Source organism: Paraburkholderia graminis C4D1M (assembly GCF_000172415.1).
GTDB classification, from domain to species: Bacteria; Pseudomonadota; Gammaproteobacteria; order Burkholderiales; family Burkholderiaceae; genus Paraburkholderia; species Paraburkholderia graminis.
The window spans coordinates 86,605-105,245 of sequence record NZ_ABLD01000021.1 but is presented as its reverse complement, the minus strand read 5'-3'; the positions used below and the strand labels follow the sequence as shown (position 1 = coordinate 105,245).

The window sequence follows — 18,641 nt, the reverse complement described above, 5'->3', positions numbered from 1 at the left end:
TGCCCGAAAACGCAATGAGCGATTCAACCCAAACGACAAATCAGACGGCAACGCCCGCGCCGCTCCAAACGCCGTTCTCCGTCCTGTTCGTCGACGACGATGAGATGTCGCGCAACCACTTCGCCCGCGCCGTCCGCGACGATTACCGCGTGCATCTCGCGCGCGACGCCGACGAAGCGATGGCGCTGCTGCACGATCTGGGTCCCGAGATTGCCGTGCTCGTCACCGACTTTCGCATGCCGGGCCGCGACGGCGGCCATCTGCTGCGCGAAGTCGGAGAAACGTATCCGCAGATCGTGCGCATCCTCGTGACCGCGTATGCCGACAAGGACATGCTGCTGCAAACCTTCAATACCGGGGACCTGTTTCGCATCCTCGAAAAGCCGCTTCGCGTGGAGTCCGTGCGCGAGGTGCTGCGGCAGGCGGTGACGCGTTACGCCGAGCGGGAAACGCGTCAGCAACGGCTTCTCGCAATGGACGAGACGCTTGCGTTCCTCGCTCACGAACTGAACACGCCGCTCGCCGCAATCTCGCTCTTTGCGCGCTCGGTGGAGAACGACGTCGCGCAGGACTACGATCCCGAGCGTCAGCGCGAGATCGGTCTCGCGGCCACGTCCATGCTCAACAACGCGCAGTATTGCCTGACGCTGATCTCGTCGTTCTGGGCGACGGTGCACAAGAGCGGCGGCCCGCAGCCGGCGTCGGGCAGCGCGGCGCGCGAGGTGAAGGCGACGCGCCTCATCGCCACCTTGCTGGACTCGTATCCGTTTGCGGGCGCACAGCGCGAATGGGTCGCGGTCGACGCGCGCGGCGATTTTGTCATTCACGCGATGCCCAATTGCGTCGCGCTGGTTCTCTCGTCGCTGATCTCGAATGCGTTGCGCGCGCTCGACGGTTGCCCCGCGCCTTCGTTGCGTGTCGAAGTGGTAAGCGAACCGGAGCCGGAAATTCGTCTGCACGACAATGGTCCGGGCATCGAACCGGAGGTCAAGGCGCGCTTGCTGCTCGATCCGGTGACGACGCACGCCGGCCGCGGCGGTCACGGCATGGGCATGATCTTTTGCAACCGCATCATGCAATCGTTCGGCGGCGGGCTGCGGATCGAATCGGCGGTCGGCGAGGGCACGACCGTGACGATGCGCTTTCCGGGCATCAGAGGCCGGGTGCAGAGTGGCGTCGGCGAAGCGCGCGACAGCGGCGCGATCTGACTCGATAGTTTGACGCGGACGCCTTAGTCTTAGTTAATGCTCGCGCATCGCGATGCCGTTCGCGCTTGCCGACGCGGGATCGCCTGACGATTCGGGCAGGCCAGGCCTTACTGTCACCGACTCGAGATAGCGACGCAGCGCCTCGGTCGAGCGCTCGCCGAGTTCGCCAATCCGTTCCAGCCAGTCGGGTTCCGCGGGCCATGCGCCTTCGAGCGTACGTGGATAAATCTGCCGCGTGTACTGGTGCAACGCCTTCGCGCCGATGTTGCCGCTCGCGCCGAGCAGCAGATGCAGCGCGCCATGCGCGGCGTCCAGGTCGCGATCCGCGGCGTGCGCACGAAGCTGCGAAATCAGCGTGCGAATCTGCTCGATACCGCTTGAAAACGTCTCGTCGATGAGGCCGAGCGCGGCCAGCTCGCGCAGATGGTTCGTGTCGAGGAGATCGTTGTCGAGGATTGCGTTTTGCGTGTTGCCGGAGTCGAGCAGCGTCGGCAAGCGCCGCAGCTCGACCGCAGCGCCGGCACCGTTGCCACTGTCGCCACCGTTACGACCGCTCCCGCCACGCTGTTGCGCAAACTGCCTCGTCAGACACGCGTACAACGACCCGCCTTGCACCGGCTTGACCATGACCTCGTTCATCCCCACGCTCATGCACGCCTGCACCGAGCCGATATCCGACTGGCTCGTGAGCGCGATGATCGGCACGCTCGCGTGCGCGTCGGTGCGCGCGCGAATGGCCGCGGCCGTCTCGAGCCCGCCCATGCCCGGCATGTTCATGTCCACCACGATCGCGTCGATGACGGGCTCCTCATCGAGCCGCTCCAGCACCGCCTGTCCATGTTCGGCTTCGACGACGCTCGCGCCGAAGCGCTCCAGATACGCTTTGGCGACGAGCCGGCTGTAGGTGTCGTCGTCGGCGACGAGAATCGACTTGCCGGAGAAGTCGTCGAAGCGCTGGTTCAGATGGCGCCGGTTGCCGTTCTCGAACAGCGCCTGCAGCGACGTAAACAGTTCCATTACGCTGCACGACTTGCTGATCATGTCGTCCATGCCGGCACGGCGCGCCAGCACTCGCGCGATGTTGCCCGGCTCCGACGTGTACGCGGCAACCAGCACGTTCCAGTTCGGATGATCGCGGTCGGCGCGCAACTGTTCGGTGGTGGTGTAGCCGTCGAGCACCGGCATGTTGACGTCCATCAGCACGAGGTCGTAAGCCGTCGCTTCGCGCAGCATCGTCAATGCCGCATGGCCGTTATCGGCCTCGCTCACCTGCATGCCGACCTTCGACAACGTGCGTCGCGTGCGCATGCGCTGAGCGGCGTCGTCGTCGACGAGAAGAACGTGCTTGCCGTCGAGCACCGTCGTTGCGCGCGCAACCACAGCGCGCTCGTGCGCGGCGACCTCGCTTTCGGTGACGGGCGGAAATTGCAGCGTGAATTGCGTGAACTTGCCGGGCTCCGACTTGCACGCGATGCTGCCGCCGAACGCGCGCATCGCGCGCTGACAGTACGCGAGCCCGAGGCCCGTGCCCGCCGAGTTGCCGGCGGTGCGAAACGGCTCGAACAGATGCGGCAGGATTTCCGGCGCGACGCCGCTGCCGGTGTCGTGCACCGTGACCGTGTGCCGGTCCACCGTCAGCGTGAGCGTGGCCGAAGCAAGCGGCGCAATGTGATGCAGCGCGTTCTTGATCAGATTGAAAAGCGTGAACAGGTAGACGGTTTCGTCGACCTTGAACATGAAATCCTCGAGCACGACGAGGCGAACCTTGCCGCGCTCCTTTTTATCCGCGAAGCCGTATTCGTCGAGCGCCTTGCGCGTGGTGGCCGCCGCGCTCAGGTAAGTGAGCGAGTCGGAGCGGATCTGTTTCGCGCTGACTTCATCGAGCGTCATCGCAATCACGCGCAGGCCGCGCTCGATCGACAACTGCCCATGCGCGATATGCCGGTACAGCAGGCCCGCGCCTGCACCGGACAGAGCGGGCCCGCGGCCGGCTTCGGTGAGCGCGGGCAGCGTTTCTTCGACGCGATCCAGAACGTGCTTCAACTGGCTGAGCGGGTTGCGCATTTCATGCGCGATCGACCCGGCGAGCGCCTGCAGCGCGCGATTTTTCTCGACAAAGATGCGTCCCTTGCTGATCGCATGAGCGAAGGCCATGCTGCACAGCACGACGACCGGCAGCACCGCGAGATCCGATTGATTCGCCGTACTGAGCACGATAGGAGCGGGCGAACTGGCCACCGCGGCCCATGCGCCCGACAGCATGCCGATGCCGATGCAGCCCATCAGCAGGAAAGGGTTGTCGATGCACAGCGCCATGATGAAGATCATCATGACCTCCGTCATCATCCACATGGTGGAGAACGAATTCCGGATAGCCAGGAACGTGCAAACGAACGGCAGCACGTAGATCAGGCAGATGTGCCAGTAGATCAGCAGGTACTGGTTGAAGCGCTTCGGCCAGCGCGCCTGGAAGATCAACGGAATGCAGAGCAACGCGGCGCTCAGACGCAGCGCCAGGTTGTCGTACGGCTGCGGCAGGATGTAAGTCCAGACCAGGTAATAGATGGGGTGGCACACGAGGCCGAGTACGCCTCCCCATCGAATTGCAAACCGGCTTCGTTCAAGCACGTCCTGCATGCTTTCGCGCGGTATGATCATCTGGCCTCCAGAGACATTGACGACCCGGTCAAGTCATATTTGCAGTCACGCCCAGATCGAGGTTGATCGCCGAGCCGTCTTTGCCGTGAAAAGGTCCGACCGAGAATCCGTACTTTTTCAGCAGGCCATGAGTATAGGAGACGGACCACACAGGCGGACTGCCGATGATGAAGTCCGAAGCAATCCCTTCCTGCCAGGCGGCATAGCCCTCGGCGAAACAGGTATAGCAGTCGCGCGTAGTAGGCAGTCGGAACGGGAACCTCGAATCGAGACCGGCGGGGCCGCGCGCGAAGCATTCAATATATAGCGTATGTCCGCGAGACGCGAGTTCCGCTTCCACGCTTGCCGCGCGCGGATGCGAGTCGTCGATCCAGAAGCGCGCGCGCTTCAGATCGGCGGCGGTGAGATACGGCACACTGGTGCTGCTCGCGAGGATCGCGCCGTCGAACTGCGGCAACGGCGTGTCGGGGCTGAAGGTGTGGACCGATACCTTCGTGCGCCCGAGCAGGTCGGCCGCCATCAGTTCGCGCGCCTGGTCCGCCAGCAGATTGACCTTGTCGGGCAGGTCGATCAGCACCAGTTCCGTCGGTGTTTCCTTGTACAGCAGATACTTCGCCACCGTGGTGCCGAGCCGTCCGGCCGCGCCGAAGAGCGCGAGCTTCGTCTTGCCGAACTCGAGATCGAGCTCGTTGCAGCAGTGAATCGCCCAGTCCTTCAGCATCGCCGCGGTCGCTGCATGGCCCGTGGTGATGTGCGGCGGCTTCGTCTGCCGCGGCAGCGCCCCATAGTTGCAGGCATAAGGCGTCGAGGCGCCCATTGCCACCATGTTCAAGCCAGCCTGCCTCGCCAGTTCCAGCGCGGGGAAGAATTGCGTTTCGCGAAACCGCTTGATGCCGCGTGGACTGCCGAGCCAAAGCTCGAGCGGCACCGGGCAGGCAATGTTCGCGCCGATCATCTGCGAGCCCGAATAGATCGGCGACGCGATAAAAGGCTTCGTGCGCCAAAGCTCTTCTTCGAATGACTCGCTTCGGGTTTTGACATTGTGAAAGGAGAAAGCAAGCGTATCCCAGTCTGTAGCGTGAAAGAGAAAGCCGACACCGCCCTGGCCCGCCGGCAGATTGTCGCGAATCTGCTCGGGGTGGATCGTGTGCTTGAGTGTCAGCGGCGCACCGGATAGATGCAGCCTCGAGGTGCCGTGCCCGTGTTGGCCGGTCGATCGATCGTTGTAAAGAGACGTTCCCATTTGTTTTTCCCTGGTTTCCTCTGGATGACCCGCGCTGCGTGTTAGCGCGGCTTCGCCAGCCGCCATTGGCCGGCGATCCATCAACTCTAGAGAAATCCAATAGTTTTTGTCCGTGTGTTCGTGCGCATCGCCCGCCGTTGGGGGGATTGCGCGGCTTGGACCGCGCCGGCTTGGCGGGATTTGCGGCTCGGGCGGGCGGTCGGCTGGCGGCCGGCTTGCTGCGAATCGCGCGCGGCTGGGCATAGGCGATGCTGGTTGTGATGGGGCCGGGCCTGGGCCTGGGCCTTCGACGGCGTCGCCGCCAGGCAACCCGCCGTGCGGACGCGTCAGCGCCGCCTCGTCTTGAAACCGTACCGCCGCGCGAAGCCGGACTGCCACGCGCCGGCCGCGCGCCCATCCGTGGAGGAAACCCGTATGAACCGACCTGCCGCGTGCGGCTGCCGCCGCGCTTTCACGTCGTCGATACTCAAAAGCGTGCTGCTGCTGCCGTTCGCGAGCCTCTTCGTGCCCGAGGCGCGGGCGCAGCACAATCTCGGCGTGCCGCCGCCGGGGTCGCAAAAGAGCGCAAAGAGCAAGGCGCTCGACGCGGGCGCCGACGTGTTGCAGAACCGCAAGCCGATCGACGCGATGAGCGCCTACCTGAACGGCTTTCATTTTTACGCCGACGACATGGGCCGCCAGGTCGAGGCGCATCACTTCTGCACGCATGTGACCGAGGACTTTCACCAGTGCGTGATCTTCGATTCCAACGAGAGCAACGCGAAGCTGATCGGCATCGAGTACATCGTCAGCGAGCGCATTTTCAAAATCGCTGCCGGACGACGAAAAGAAGCTCTGGCACAGCCATCATTACGAGGTGAAGTCGGGCGAACTCGTCGCGCCGCGCATTCCCGATCTCGCCGAAATGCGCTGATGCAGGACCTCGTGACGACCTACGGCAAGACCTGGCACACGTGGCAGATCGACCGCGACGCGAGCCTGCCGCTCGGCATCCCGCAACTGATGATGGGCTTCACACGCGACGGGCAGATCAATCCGCCGATGCTCGACGCGCGCGACACGCGGTTTCGCACGTCGACGGTCGAAGCGAGGCGCAAGCGCGCCGACATCGCCGAGCCGCAAGTGGTGAAGGGCGCGAACGCGTGGGAAAGCGGCAAGACCGTGCAACTGACGTTGGCCGAAGTGGACGTGAGAAATCTGCGGCGCTGACACGCATCGGCACGCGAGGTTTGCCTAATACCCGCGCCTGCGAATCGCGAGCCCATTGGCACCGAAACGCTGCGGCGCGACGCTGCTGCCCAAGCAGAAAAACCGCAGCCGGAATGCGCTTTGCTGCTCATCATGCAGGACGCGCGACGCGAGAGCGCGTTGCGTCGTCGATTGAAAATTCGACTCGTCAGAAGGAGGTCACCATGACGCACGAACAGTTTCAGTCCTGTATTTCAGCCTGCGATGCGTGCGCGCTCGCCTGCGGCCACTGCGCCGGCTCTTGCCTCGCGGAAGACGGCGTGGCCGACATGACCCGATGCATCAAACTCGACATCGATTGCGCGGCGGCTTGCCACTTCGCATCGGCTGCGATGGCGCGCGGCAGCAGCGAGGCAGCCACGATCTGCCGCATGTGTGCCGACATTTGCGACGCCTGCGCAGCGGAATGCGAAAAGCACGAAGCGCAGCACTGCAAGGATTGTGCTGCGTCGTGCCGCGCGTGCGCGAAGGCGTGCCGCGCAATGGCATCGTGATGCGTGAAGGCCCATGATGGACGAATCGACAGTCAATGAAGAGGCGTTCGACGAAGCGCGGCAGCAGATGGTCGAAAGCCAGATCGCCGCGCGCGGCGTGCGCGATGCGCGCGTGCTCGACGCGATGCGCGAGGTGCCGCGGCATCTGTTCGTGCCGCCGGAGCTTGCCGAGTTTGCCTACAGCGACACGCCGTTGCCGCTGGACGATGGCCAGACCATCTCGCAGCCGGTGATCGTCGCGCGCATGCTGGAGGCGGCTCAGTTGTCGCCGGGCGATCGCGTGCTCGACGTCGGCACCGGTTCGGGTTATGCGGCGGCCGTCGCGTCGAGGATTGTGGCCCACGTGGACAGCATCGAACGGCATGCGTCGCTCGCCGACAGCGCGCGGCAAGCGCTGCACAAGCACGCTTTCCACAATGTCGCCGTGCATCACGCGGACGGCACGCGCGGCTGGCCCGCCGCGGCGCCGTTCGATGCGATCATCGCGGCGGCCGGCGGCCCGGATGTACCGCGGGCGTGGCGCGAGCAACTGGCGATCGGCGGCAGGCTCGTGATGCCCGTGGGGGCGTCGACGGAGACGCAGCGGCTTATCAAGGTCACGCGCCGCAGCGACACGGAGTTCGACGAAGAGGACATCTGCGGCGTGCATTTCGTGCCGCTGATCGGCGAGCAGGGCTGGCCGGAGGAAGACGGCGTTGCGGCGGCGGGTGCTGAGCAGTCGAGTGAAGCGGGTGGTGGGGTTTCGGTGGATGAGCCGCAGGGGCAACAGCGAGGGCCAACCCGAGCGCGAACGCAAAGACCAACGCAAAGACCAACGCCTAAGCAAGCGCGAACCCAGCGCCAACCCCATTCGCTCGCCGGCCTGATCGCAGCGAGCGCGCGTCCGCTGCCTGAGCCCGAAGACGAAACCTTCGCCGACGCGTTCGATCATCTGCGCACGAAGCGAGTGGTGCTGCTCGGCGAATGCAGTCACGGCACGTCGGAGTTTTACCGGGCGCGTGCGGCGATTACGCGGCGGCTCGTCGAGCGGCATGGCTTCACGATCGTCGCGGTGGAAGCGGACTGGCCCGATGCGGCGGTCATCGACAGTTACGCACGCGCGCGCGAGCCGCGCAACGGCGAGCCGCCGTTCCAGCGCTTTCCGGTATGGATGTGGCGCAACGAAGAGTTCGCGGCGTTCGTCCGCTGGTTGCGCGCGCATAACGAACAGCAGAGCGACGGACGGCGCTGTGGTTTTTATGGGCTCGACATGTATAGCCTGTCGGCGTCGATTGCCGCCGTGCTCGATTATCTCGACCGCACCGATCCCGAGGCGGCCAGGATTGCGCGCGAGCGCTACGGCTGCCTCACGCCGTGGCAGAAGGACCCGCAAGTGTACGGACGCGCGGCGTTTTCGGCGGGCTTCAGGACTTGCGAGAATGCGGTGATCCAGCAGTTGCAGGACCTGTTGCGCAAACGGCTCGACGAGGCCAACGTCGACGGCGAGCACTGGTTCGATGCGACGCAGAATGCGCGGCTCGTGGCATCGGCGGAACGTTATTACCGGACCATGTACCGCAGCTCCGCCGCAAGCTGGAACCTGCGCGACACGCACATGTTCGAGACGCTCGAAAGCCTGCTCGACTCGCAAGGCCCCGACAGCCGCGCGGTGGTGTGGGCGCATAACTCGCACATCGGCAACGCGGCCGCGACCGAAATGGGCCGCGTGCGCAACGAGCTGAACGTGGGGCAGCTATGCCGCGAACGTTTCGGTGACGCCGCGGCATTGATCGGATTCGGCACGCATGCTGGCGACGTCGCCGCCGCATCCGACTGGGACGGTCCAATGGAAATCAAGGCGGTGCGGCCTTCACGCGAGGACAGTTACGAGTATCAGTTTCATGCGTCCGGCGAGCCGCGCTGCGTCGTGGACCTGTCGAACGGCGCGGACGCGCTGCTGCGCGCGCGCTTGAGCGAGGCGCGGCTCGAACGCTTTATCGGCGTGATTTACCGGCCCGAGACCGAACTGCATAGCCACTATGCGGAAGCCGTGTTGCCCGAGCAATTCGATGCCTATGTCTGGTTCGACACGACGCGCGCCGTCGAGCCGCTTGCCACGCGCGCGACCGAACGCGCGCCGGACCTGTATCCGTTTGGCGTATGAAGGGTGGAGCCGAAATAAATTTATCGTGCGATGGAATAGCTGCCCACACGCGCTGTTAACGCCCATGACAGTGCCGATTTTTTGCAGCTATCCACCACGAGGCCGCCTTGAATTACGCCAGAATTCGTCATGCCACGATTCAACCCGCATGGGTTCGGATCTCACACTGGGTCAACGCGCTCGCCGTCACGCTGATGGTGATGAGCGGTTGGCAGATCTATAACGCTTCGCCGATCTTCGCGGGTGTGCGGTTTCCTGCCGCGATCACGCTGGGCGGCTGGCTCGGCGGCGCGCTGCAATGGCATTTCGCGATCATGTGGATGCTGGTCGCGAATTTCGCCGTGTACGTCGCGCTCAATGTTGCTTCGGGTCGTTTGCAGCGCAAGCTGCTGCCGCTCAGCATGCGCTCGCTGATGAGCGATCTCACCGCCGCGCTGCGCGGCAAGCTCGGGCACGACGACCTCGCGCATTACAACGCGGTGCAGAAGTTCGCGTACCTCGTGGTGATCGTCGATATTGTGCTTGTCATCCTGTCGGGGCTCGCGATCTGGAAGTCCGTGCAGTTCCCGCTGCTGCGCACGCTGATGGGCGGATACGACAACGCGCGGGTCGTGCATTTCGTCGGGATGAGCGTGCTGGTGGCGTTCTTCGTCGTGCATGTGGCGATGGTGGCGCTCGTGCCGCGCTCGCTTCTCGTGATGATTCGGGGGCGCTGATCATGACGCTTCGAAACAAGTCAGGAAGGCTAAGCGAGTTTGCTTCGTCGCATGCCGAGAGCATCATCAAGGATGCGCGCAACGAGCTCAAGAATCCCGCACGCCGCCTGCTCGGCAAGCGCATTCTCACGCTCGGCGGAATCGCGATGCTGTCGGGCTGCGATCTGTCGAACGACAAGTCCGTGAACAGCATGTTGCGCAAGATGTCGTCCTTCAACGACGACGTGCAGGCGCTGCTCTTCAGTCCGACTACGCTCGCGCCGACCTATCCGGAGTCGATGATCACGCGGCCGTTTCCGTTCAACGCGTTCTACGACATCGACGACGTGCCCGAGGTCGACGCGGCGAGCTATCGGCTGCAAGTGAGCGGCCTTGCCAACGGCAAGCGCGTGTGGACACTCGACGAACTGCGCGCGTTGCCGCAGGAAAGCCAGATCACGCGCCATATCTGCATCGAAGGCTGGAGTGCGATTGGCCGTTGGGACGGCGTGCGCTTTGCATCGTTCCTCAAGCAAGCGGGTGCCGATCTGACCGCGAAATATGTGTCGTTTCATTGCGCGGACAACTACTGGACCAGCATCGACATGCCGACGGCGCTGCATCCGCAGACGCAGCTCACGCTCGGTTACGACGGCGAGACGCTGCCGCCGAAATATGGTTTCCCGATGAAGCTGCGCATGCCGACCAAGCTCGGCTACAAGAATCCGAAGCATATCGTCGCGATCAGCGTGACGAACGACTATCCCGGCGGCTACTGGGAGAACCAGGGCTATAACTGGTTCGGCGGTTCGTGATTTGCAGCGGGCCGTTCAGGGTGTTGCAGTTTCGGTTTGCAGTACTCGCTTATGCATTGTCGTTTTGCAGTGCTCGCTTGTGCAGTCCCCGCTTTGCAGTTCTTTTTTGATCGTTTTCGATCGTTTCTCACGGAGCATTCATTCATGTCTATTCGCCTGAAAATCGGCATCACGCTCGCGACGCTCGCCTTTGCCGGCGCCGCGCTCGCACAGACGCCTGCCGCCAAACCGTCGCGCATTCGCGGCGATATCGTTTCGCTCGACGGCGACGTGCTGAAGGTGCATCGCCGCAGCGGCGACACGGTATCGATTGAACTGAAGCCGGCTGTCGCCGTATCGGCGGTCAAGTCCATGCAGCTTTCGGACATCAAGCCGGGCTCGTTCGTCGGCACGGCCGCGACGACCGGCACCGACGGCAAGCTCACCGCAACCGAAGTCGTCGTCTTCCCCGAAGCCGCGCGCGGCACGGGCGAGGGTCACTATGGCTGGGACCTCGGCCCCAACAGCACGATGACGAATGCGAACGTCGACACGGTGGTCCAGGGCACGAGCGGCCGCAACCTGAAGCTCTCGTACAAGGGCGGCAGCAACGAGGTGACGGTGCCGCCGAACGTGCCTGTCGTGACCTTCACGCCGGCTGCGCGCTCCGATCTGACGCCGGGCAAGAAGGTGTTCGTCGTGGCAACCGCCGCATCGCAGGGCGGCGCGTATGTCGCTCAGCGCGTGGTCGTCGAAAAGGATGGCGTCGCGCCGCCGATGTAATGGGCGCTAGTGCGGCAAGTGCGGCAAGCGCGGCGGCGCGGCGAGGGCTTGAGCATCAAAGCCCGAGACAAACCGCGCCGGCCGCGACCACCACGCAGGCAAGCCAGCGCTTGCCGTTGACCGTTTCGCCGAGGAACACGCGTCCGATCAGCACGGCGAACACCACGCTGGTCTCGCGCAACGCCGAGACGGTGCCCATCGCGCCCGACTGCATCGCCCAGATCACGATGCCGTACGCCGCCACCGACACAAGCCCGCCCACGAGCGACGAGCCGACCGCCGCCGGCGCCGAGCGTATCGGCATCCACAGCGCGGGCAGCCCGCGCCTCGCGATGAACAGCAGCGGCATCAGCCAGTAGAACAGGAACATCCACGCGGTGTAGGCAAGCGCCTCGCCGCCGGACAGCCGCACGCCGATACCGTCGATCACCGTATAGAGCGCGATGGTCGCGCCGGTCGTCAAGGCGGCCAGCACGCCCGCGCGCGACACGCGCCCCGCTTGCAGTGCAATGGCGATGATGCCGCCGGAGATCATCGCGATCCCGAGCGCGTGCAGCGGCCAATCGCCTCGTGAGCGAACAGCGCCGCGCCGAGCGTGACGAGAAGCGGCGACGAGCCGCGCGCGACCGGATACGCCTGCGCCAGATCGCCGCGCCGGTACGCGTGCACGAGGCTCGCGTTGTAGGCGATATGCACGAGCCCCGATGCGACCACATACGGCCACGCCGCGGCGGCCGGCAGCGGCGTGAACAGAACGATGACCGTGCTGACCGCCGCGATGGCGATGCTCATCCACGTCATCGACAGGAAACGGTCGCGATTGCCGTGCAGCAACGCGTTCCAGCTTGCATGAAGCAGGGCCGCGACGAGGACCAGACCGCCGGTATAGCTGAGCATGCGCGGGTCAGGCCAGGAGTGCGGGAAGCGGACTTGGGGGCGCGAAAGCGGGGACAACGGCTTGAGCGATGTTCATGGTTTTTCTGTTGCAGCGTGGTTGGCGTAAGGCGGATCAGGTGCCGACGCGCGAGCGCGCGTGAAGCCGCGCGAAGCGTTCGATCTTAAACGGAATTCACAGGGATTGCCCGTGCGTCTCGCAAGGGCCTGCACGGCGGAGGAGCGTCGGTGCGCTGCAAGCGCTCGACGTTTCTGCGGTGTCGCTTGAGGAGCAGAGCCGCGAGTTGAACGATGCGGTGGCCGTGTTTCGTTTGAAGGGAGACGCGGCGGTGGGGTGAGGCGAAGCGGCTTTCTTTGCTGTTATCGATGGGTGCGTGGTTCACCTCGCCTCGCCGCGTTGCGTTGCGTTGGGAAACGTGGGCTAGTTTTTTCGCTCGTGTGGGTTTGGTGTGTTTTGTGTGTCTCGCTTGTCGTGTTTGTCGTCGTCATGGTCGCCGTGGCGCTTGTCGTCGTCGCTCCGCTTTTCGTCGCTCATGTCGCGATTGTCGACGAACGGCGAATCGGTATCGCTGCCGCCTTTGCGCAGCGCGACGCGCGCGTCTTTCGCGAGATTTTCGTACTGTTTGCGAAAGCGCGTGAGGTCTTTCTCCTCCAGTTCTTCGAGATCGAGCAGTGCGTTATGCGCGCCTTCGATCGCGCGGATCAGTTCGTCGAGCTTGATCTGCATCGCGGCCGTATCGCGGTTCTGCGTGTTCTGGATCAGGAAGACCATCAGGAACGTGACGATCGTCGTGGATGTGTTGATCACGAGCTGCCACGTGTCGCTGTAGTGAAAGAACGGCCCCGTAACGGCCCATACGATCACGAGCGAGACGGCGATGACGAAGGTGCCCGGACGGCCGGTCATCGTCGAAAGATAGCTCGCGAAGTTCGAAAACCATCTGCTGCTCATGGCGATCTCCCTGAGGTCTGGTCTGGTTCATAGGATGATCGCATAGAGATGCGGAGGGATCGGATGTTGAGTGGCGATTCGGCGCGGTGGGGATCTGTATGGTGTTGTGTGCCGATGCTATGCTTTTTGTTTGCTGCGGGCTGGGCGCGCAGAGCAGAGGGCAGAGCTTTCTGTGCCTGGGTTGCTGCGTGCTGGGACTGCGGTGCTGCGCTGTGTGCTGCTGCGCGCCAACCCGGCGATGAAGCGAAACACCCGCATCGCATAACCGAGGAGGATCGGCCATCATGAATGACGAGCGAGATCTGGCACCCGACAGCACCGCGGCCCGCGTCGCCCTGTGGCGTGCGTTGCATACCGAGGCAGACGCCGCGCCGCATGTTTTCGACGATTCCATTGGGCTGAAGCTGCTGTCTCCTGGCGACGACTGGCGTCAGCGCGGCGACATGGACCCGCAATTCACGCGTCCGTTTCGCGCATCGATCGTGGCTCGCGCACGCTTTATCGAAGATCTCGTGGCCGAGCAGGCCGCGCACGGAATCGATCAGTATGTGATTCTTGGCGCGGGCCTCGACAGTTTTGCGCAGCGCAGGCCCGAGCTTGCTTCACGCCTCACCGTGTTCGAGATCGATCAGCCTGTGCCGCAGGCGTGGAAACGTCGGCGGCTGATGGAGCTTGGCTTCGGCATTCCACAGTGGCTGCGTTTCGTGCCGGTCGATTTCGAGGCCGGCGAAGCGTGGCGCGAGCGGCTGATGGCCGAGGGTTTCGACAGCAACAAGCCGGCAATCGTGGTCTCGACGGGCGTGAGCATGTATCTGACACGCGATGCAAACGCGGCCACGCTGCGTGAAGTTGCTGCCTTCGCGCGCGGATCGACGCTCGCCATGACTTTCCTGCTGCCGCTGCAGATGGCGGACCCCGAGGTACGCCCCGGACTGGAAATGGCGGAGAAGGGCGCGCGCGCAAGCGGCACGCCTTTTCTCAGCTTCTTCACGCCGGCGGATATGCTGGCTCTTGCGTACGAAGCCGGGTTCACGCAGGCCCAGCACGTTTCGGCGGCAGATCTCACGCAGCGCTACTTCGCGGACAGGACCGACGGTTTGCGTCCGCCGAGCAATGCTGAAGAGCTATTGGTCGCGAGTATGTAAGGCTGTTCTTGGCGGACGCCGCTGAGCGGCGTTCCGCGCTTAGTGTCGCGAGTACCTGGCCTGTTCTTGACCGAGGTCGCGATGCAACGGCCTTCCGCGCTTAGTGTCGCGAGTACCTGGCCCGCTCTTGACGGACGCCCGCGAGGCAGCGGCGTTTCGCGCTTCATGCTGAGAGTACTTGGCCCGCTCTCGACGGAGGCCACGATGCACCCGCCTTCCGCGCTTCATGTCGCGAGTACCTGAACCGTTCTTGACGGACGCCGCGACGCAGCCGCGTTCCGCGCTTCATGCAAGCAGCCGGAACGCGAGCCCTGCCGCGCCGCACGTCAGCACCACCGGTATCACGCCGGCCTTCAGCCGAAACAGGGCAAGCGCCGCCGCAAGGCCGATGACGAGCGACGGCCAGTCGAAGCTTCCATGCACGCCGTGCGGCCACAAAACGTGCAACGCAAAGAAGACCGCGAGATTCACGATGACGCCGACCACCGCTGCGGTGATCGCCGTCAGCGGCGCGGTGAATTTCAGGTTGCCGTGCGTGGTCTCGATGAACGGGCCGCCAAGCAGAATGAACATGAACGAAGGCAGGAAGGTGAAAAACGTCACGACCGTCGACGCGACGACCGCTGACAACAGCAGCGCGTGCGGACCGAATATCGCTTTCGTCCATCCACCGACAAAGCCGACGAACGCGACGACCATGATCAGCGGGCCGGGCGTCGTCTCGCCGAGTGCGAGGCCGTCGATCATCTGAAGTCCCGTGAGCCAATGCTGATGCTCGACCGCGCCCTGATAGACGTACGGCAAAACAGCGTAGGCGCCGCCGAACGTAAGCAGCGCGGCCTTCGTGAAAAACCAGGCCATTTGCGTGAGCGCGCCGCTCCATCCGTAGAGCGCCGCCAGCGTACCGATCGCCGCGAGCCATAAGGCGACGAAGCTCGCGAGCACAATAAAAAAGCGCTTCCAGGTGAAGAGCGCATGGCGAGGCGTCGGCGTGTCGTCGTCGATCAGCGCCGGACCATGAAGCTGTGCGGCGGCGGCGTGTTTCCCGCCCATCGCGAAGCGGGCCGGCGCATATTTGCCACCGAAGTACCCGATGATGCCGGCGACGAGGACAATCAGCGGAAAGGGCACATTGCCGACGAAAATCGCGAGAAACGCGGCGGCGGCGATCGTCCATAGCCACGCGTTCTTGAGCGCTCGCGAGCCGATGCGATACGCGGCGAACACGACGATCGCCGTCACGGCCGGCTTGATGCCATAAAGCACGCCGGCCACGGCCGGCACACTGCCGAACACGAGATAGACCCACGAAAGGCCCATCAGAATGAAGAGCGACGGCAGCACGAACAGTCCGCCCGCGATCACACCGCCCCACGTGCGATGCATGAGCCAGCCGATGTACGTGGCCAGTTGCTGCGCCTCCGGGCCCGGCAGCACCATGCAGAAATTCAGCGCATGCAGGAAGCGCTTTTCCGAGATCCAGCGCTTTCGTTCGACGAGTTCCTCATGCATGAGCGCAATCTGGCCCGCCGGACCGCCGAAGCTCATGAAGCCGAGCCGCAGCCAGTACCAGAACGCCGTGGAAAAAGGGACCTGCGCGACGTCGTCTTCCATTGAGGTGGACCTGTTGTTTTCTCTGCCAGAACTTCTTCTGGTTTTTTTCCAATTTCACGTTGCCGCCGATACTGTATGAATGTACAGTATTCTACGTAGACGGTTTGGTACGGCAAGCGTTTTTTTGGGGGGGGGGCGGCAGTGTGGCTTTCGCGCTCGCAGCACCCCCGAGTCAGTTAATGGCCAGTTAATGTGAAGGAGGATCCGTGTAGATGCCGGCTTTCACCACGCAGGAGCAAGATGCCTGAACAACTGTGGTTGCCCGGGCTCGAGGCGCCGCCAACACCGACAGACGGTCTGTTCTTCGCTGTGTTTCCGGACACTAGCACGGCGGCCAGCATTTCAAAGCTCGCGCAGGAGCTTTGCGGGGAGGCGCGCGCCCGCGGCAAGCCGCTCGCCGCCAATCGGTTGCACGTCACGCTGCGTCACCTCGGCACTTTTGCAGGCGGGCTGCCGCAGGCCCAGGTGGCGGCGGCCATGCAGGCGGCCGCGTCGGTGCGCGTGGCGCCGTTTACCGTCGAATTCGATACGGTCGAGAGCTTCGCTTCGAAGCCACGGCCGGGGCCATCGGTGCTGACGGGAACTGAGGGCGTCGTCGGCCTGCATGCGCTTCATGATGCATTGCGCAGCGCGTTGGAGAGCTGCGGCCTCGACAGTCATCGGGGCTCGGGGGCCGTGGCTTTTACGCCGCATGTGACGTTGGCTTACGGTTTGCCGTGGGCTGCGCCGCGCCCGGTCGAGCCGGTCTGCTGGAATGTGCGCGGTTTTGCGTTGATACATAGCTTGTTGGGGCGTACCCGGCATATCGCGCTTGCGCGGTGGCCGCTCGAAGCTGCCGAGTCATAGGGGAGGGAAGTCCGCATCGTGGGCTCTCGGGCTTGGTGTGGATCGTACGAGGGCCCGGCGCTACTGCGGAACTGGGCTCGAATTGATTGCACGCTCGGCGCGCTCACATGGCCGGCTTGCGTCCACAAACGCCGCATACACAGCATCCACGAAATGTCCGCGCAAGATGCGAAGGGGCGGCGGCGCCGGTCGCCCCGGCGGAGGCAACCGTCGCGCGCCCTGATAGAATGCCTTGGGCCGCAACGTAGTGGATTGCAGATGAGATTGCTTGATGCGTTAGTCGAACAGCGTATTGCCGCCGCCGCCGCGCGCGGCGAGTTCGACGATTTGCCGGGCGCGGGCGCGCCGCTTTGCCTCGACGACGATGCACTCGTCCCGGAAGAGGTGCGCGTCGCTAACCGGATTCTGAAAAATGCGGGTTTCGTGCCGCCTGCCGTCGAGCAGTTGCGCGCGTTGCGTGACTTGCAGGCCGAGCTGAATGCCGTGAGCGACAAGGCTACGCGCTGTCGCCTCCAGGCGCGCATGCTGGCGCTCGATATGGCGCTGGAATCGCTGCGCGGGAGCGCTATGGCGTTGCCGCGCGAATATTGCCGTCGGATCGCCGAACGGCTGTCCGAGCGTGCTTCCAATGACGAAACGTCTCGATTGGAAAGCGCGGCGTCGGTTGTGTCCGGCGCGGAGAACGTCGCTGCGAGGTCGCGGTGAGCGAGCCCGTCGTCCATCGGGGCGCGGCGCATGCCGAGCCGGATCGGATCGAGGGCAGCAAGGCGTCGGATGGATCGCCTGCTGTTGTCGAGGGCGTTGACACGGCGAGCGGTGCTTGCGCGGGGGGCACGCCGCGCGTCGACGCCGCTGGCGTGTCCGCGCCAGGGCGGCCGCTGGTCGCGCAGTCGGCCGTCGCTGAGCCTTCACCCGCAACTACAACTGCAACGGCCTCTGCTGAAACCGCTGCGTCTGGTGCTCCTGCTGCAACTGCCGCGATCCCCGCAGCCGCTGCGACTGCCGAAACTGCTGCACCTGCCGAAACCGCTGCCTCTGCTGAAACCGCTGCCTCTGCTGAAACCGCTGCACCTGCCACAACTCCGGCAACTGCCGCAACTGCCGCAACTGCCGCAACTGCCGCAACTGCCGCAACTGCCGCAACTGCCGCAACTGCCGCAACTGCCGCAACTGCCGCAACTGCCGCAACTGCCGCAACCGCCGCAACCGCCGCAACCGCCGCAACCGCCGCAACCGCCGCAACCGCCGCAACCGCCGCAAGCGATCCGGCTGCACCGCCCACCGGCATCCCCACCCCCATCTCCGACCGCGACCGCCGCTTCATGGCGCTCGCCCAGGCCGCCGCCGACGAGGCGCGCGCGGCCGGCGAAGTGCCCGTCGGCGCAGTGCTGGTGCGCGGCGACGAAGTAATCGCCACGGGCTTCAACCATCCGATCGGCGCGCACGATCCGTCGGCGCATGCGGAGATGGTCGCGTTGCGTGCCGCGGCGCAAGTTGCGCAGAACTATCGCTTGCCGGGCTGCGAACTGTATGTGACGCTCGAGCCGTGTTTGATGTGCGCCGGCGCGATCATGCATGCGCGCATCGCCCGGGTTGTGTTCGGCGCACGCGATCCGAAAACGGGCGCGTGCGGGAGCGTCGTCGATGCGTTCGCGAACCCGCAGTTGAATCACCACACCGAGGTAACGGGCGGCGTGCTCGAAAGCGAATGCGGCGCCGCACTGAAGTCGTTCTTCGCAGAACGGCGGCGTGCTAGCCGCGAAGCGCGGGCAGCGGCGCGCGCCGGCGTCGGTGCGCAAAGCAAGCCAGGCGAGCCGCTCTGAACAGCAACCGCGCGCACAACTCCAACCAACAACCTCGATCAGCAACCGCAGCCAACAACCGCAGCCAACAACCGCAACCAACAACCGCAACCAACAACCGC

16 protein-coding genes and 1 pseudogene are annotated in these 18,641 nt (G+C 64.3%); 11 read left to right on the top strand and 6 right to left on the bottom strand.

The genetic code is table 11. The features are described from left to right. The first annotated feature begins 14 nt into the window (after positions 1-14). On the top strand, positions 15-1,208 hold the full coding sequence (locus BGRAMDRAFT_RS25675; RefSeq protein ID WP_044021885.1) for a hybrid sensor histidine kinase/response regulator: 1,194 nt from the start codon (positions 15-17) through the stop codon (positions 1,206-1,208). A gap of 33 nt (positions 1,209-1,241) precedes the next feature. Here the strand turns inward: BGRAMDRAFT_RS25675 and BGRAMDRAFT_RS25670 are convergent, their stop codons facing one another. After that, a complete protein-coding gene (locus BGRAMDRAFT_RS25670) occupies positions 1,242-3,866 on the bottom strand; it encodes an ATP-binding response regulator (RefSeq protein ID WP_006051796.1) in 2,625 nt (874 codons plus the stop codon). A 28-nt stretch (positions 3,867-3,894) separates the two neighbouring features. Then, positions 3,895-5,109, bottom strand: coding sequence for a hypothetical protein (locus tag BGRAMDRAFT_RS25665; protein ID WP_029971643.1), 1,215 nt, complete (start codon positions 5,107-5,109; stop codon positions 3,895-3,897). A gap of 414 nt (positions 5,110-5,523) precedes the next feature. On the opposite strand from BGRAMDRAFT_RS25665, the gene BGRAMDRAFT_RS25660 reads away from it, so the two are divergent. From BGRAMDRAFT_RS25660 to BGRAMDRAFT_RS25635, 6 genes are all read left to right on the top strand, one after another. Then, entirely contained in the window at positions 5,524-6,318 is a 795-nt protein-coding gene (locus BGRAMDRAFT_RS25660; RefSeq protein ID WP_006051794.1) for an OBAP family protein, read from the top strand. A 203-nt stretch (positions 6,319-6,521) separates the two neighbouring features. Further along, positions 6,522-6,851: a four-helix bundle copper-binding protein gene (locus tag BGRAMDRAFT_RS35645; RefSeq protein ID WP_006051793.1), complete on the top strand. Its 330-nt coding sequence runs from the start codon at positions 6,522-6,524 to the stop codon at positions 6,849-6,851. 16 nt (positions 6,852-6,867) lie between these two features. Beyond that, on the top strand, positions 6,868-8,994 hold the full coding sequence (locus BGRAMDRAFT_RS25650) for a protein-L-isoaspartate(D-aspartate) O-methyltransferase (RefSeq protein ID WP_006051792.1): 2,127 nt from the start codon (positions 6,868-6,870) through the stop codon (positions 8,992-8,994). Positions 8,995-9,101: 107 nt separating this feature from the next. After that, positions 9,102-9,710, top strand: coding sequence for a cytochrome b/b6 domain-containing protein (locus BGRAMDRAFT_RS25645; protein ID WP_006051791.1), 609 nt, complete (start codon positions 9,102-9,104; stop codon positions 9,708-9,710). 2 nt (positions 9,711-9,712) lie between these two features. Beyond that, positions 9,713-10,504, top strand: a complete 792-nt coding sequence (locus BGRAMDRAFT_RS25640; protein WP_006051790.1) for a molybdopterin-dependent oxidoreductase — start codon at positions 9,713-9,715, stop codon at positions 10,502-10,504. Positions 10,505-10,648: 144 nt separating this feature from the next. Next, positions 10,649-11,266 carry a hypothetical protein gene (locus BGRAMDRAFT_RS25635; RefSeq protein WP_006051789.1) on the top strand — a complete coding sequence of 206 codons (618 nt, stop codon included), beginning with the start codon at positions 10,649-10,651 and terminating at the stop codon, positions 11,264-11,266. 55 nt (positions 11,267-11,321) lie between these two features. Here BGRAMDRAFT_RS25635 and BGRAMDRAFT_RS25630 read toward each other — a convergent pair. Together BGRAMDRAFT_RS25630 and BGRAMDRAFT_RS25625 are read right to left on the bottom strand one after the other, a co-directional pair. Continuing rightward, positions 11,322-12,163, bottom strand: a pseudogene (locus tag BGRAMDRAFT_RS25630) (EamA family transporter). Positions 12,164-12,581: 418 nt separating this feature from the next. Then, positions 12,582-13,112, bottom strand: a complete 531-nt coding sequence (locus tag BGRAMDRAFT_RS25625; protein ID WP_006051786.1) for a low affinity iron permease family protein — start codon at positions 13,110-13,112, stop codon at positions 12,582-12,584. 284 nt (positions 13,113-13,396) lie between these two features. Here BGRAMDRAFT_RS25625 and BGRAMDRAFT_RS25620 point away from each other — a divergent pair, with 284 nt between their 5' ends. Continuing rightward, complete coding sequence (locus tag BGRAMDRAFT_RS25620; RefSeq protein WP_006051785.1) at positions 13,397-14,257, top strand: class I SAM-dependent methyltransferase; 861 nt, start codon at positions 13,397-13,399, stop codon at positions 14,255-14,257. A 285-nt stretch (positions 14,258-14,542) separates the two neighbouring features. Here BGRAMDRAFT_RS25620 and chrA read toward each other — a convergent pair whose 3' ends face one another. Next, the gene (gene chrA / locus BGRAMDRAFT_RS25615; RefSeq protein ID WP_006051784.1) at positions 14,543-15,871 is read right to left on the bottom strand and encodes a chromate efflux transporter; all 1,329 of its coding nucleotides are present in this window, start codon (positions 15,869-15,871) and stop codon (positions 14,543-14,545) included. A gap of 240 nt (positions 15,872-16,111) precedes the next feature. Between chrA and BGRAMDRAFT_RS25610 the strand changes: the two genes are divergently transcribed. Further along, the gene (locus tag BGRAMDRAFT_RS25610) at positions 16,112-16,717 is read left to right on the top strand and encodes a 2'-5' RNA ligase family protein (RefSeq protein ID WP_006051783.1); all 606 of its coding nucleotides are present in this window, start codon (positions 16,112-16,114) and stop codon (positions 16,715-16,717) included. A gap of 258 nt (positions 16,718-16,975) precedes the next feature. Further along, positions 16,976-17,422, top strand: a complete 447-nt coding sequence (locus tag BGRAMDRAFT_RS25605; protein WP_006051782.1) for a DnaJ family domain-containing protein — start codon at positions 16,976-16,978, stop codon at positions 17,420-17,422. A gap of 213 nt (positions 17,423-17,635) precedes the next feature. Here the strand turns inward: BGRAMDRAFT_RS25605 and BGRAMDRAFT_RS35075 are convergent, their stop codons facing one another. Then, positions 17,636-17,914 (bottom strand): hypothetical protein, encoded by a 279-nt coding sequence (locus BGRAMDRAFT_RS35075; protein ID WP_198143939.1) that lies wholly within the window; start codon positions 17,912-17,914, stop codon positions 17,636-17,638. 89 nt (positions 17,915-18,003) lie between these two features. Between BGRAMDRAFT_RS35075 and tadA the strand changes: the two genes are divergently transcribed. Further along, the gene (gene tadA / locus BGRAMDRAFT_RS25595; protein WP_083803852.1) at positions 18,004-18,540 is read left to right on the top strand and encodes a tRNA adenosine(34) deaminase TadA; all 537 of its coding nucleotides are present in this window, start codon (positions 18,004-18,006) and stop codon (positions 18,538-18,540) included. The last annotated feature ends 101 nt before the right edge of the window (positions 18,541-18,641 follow it).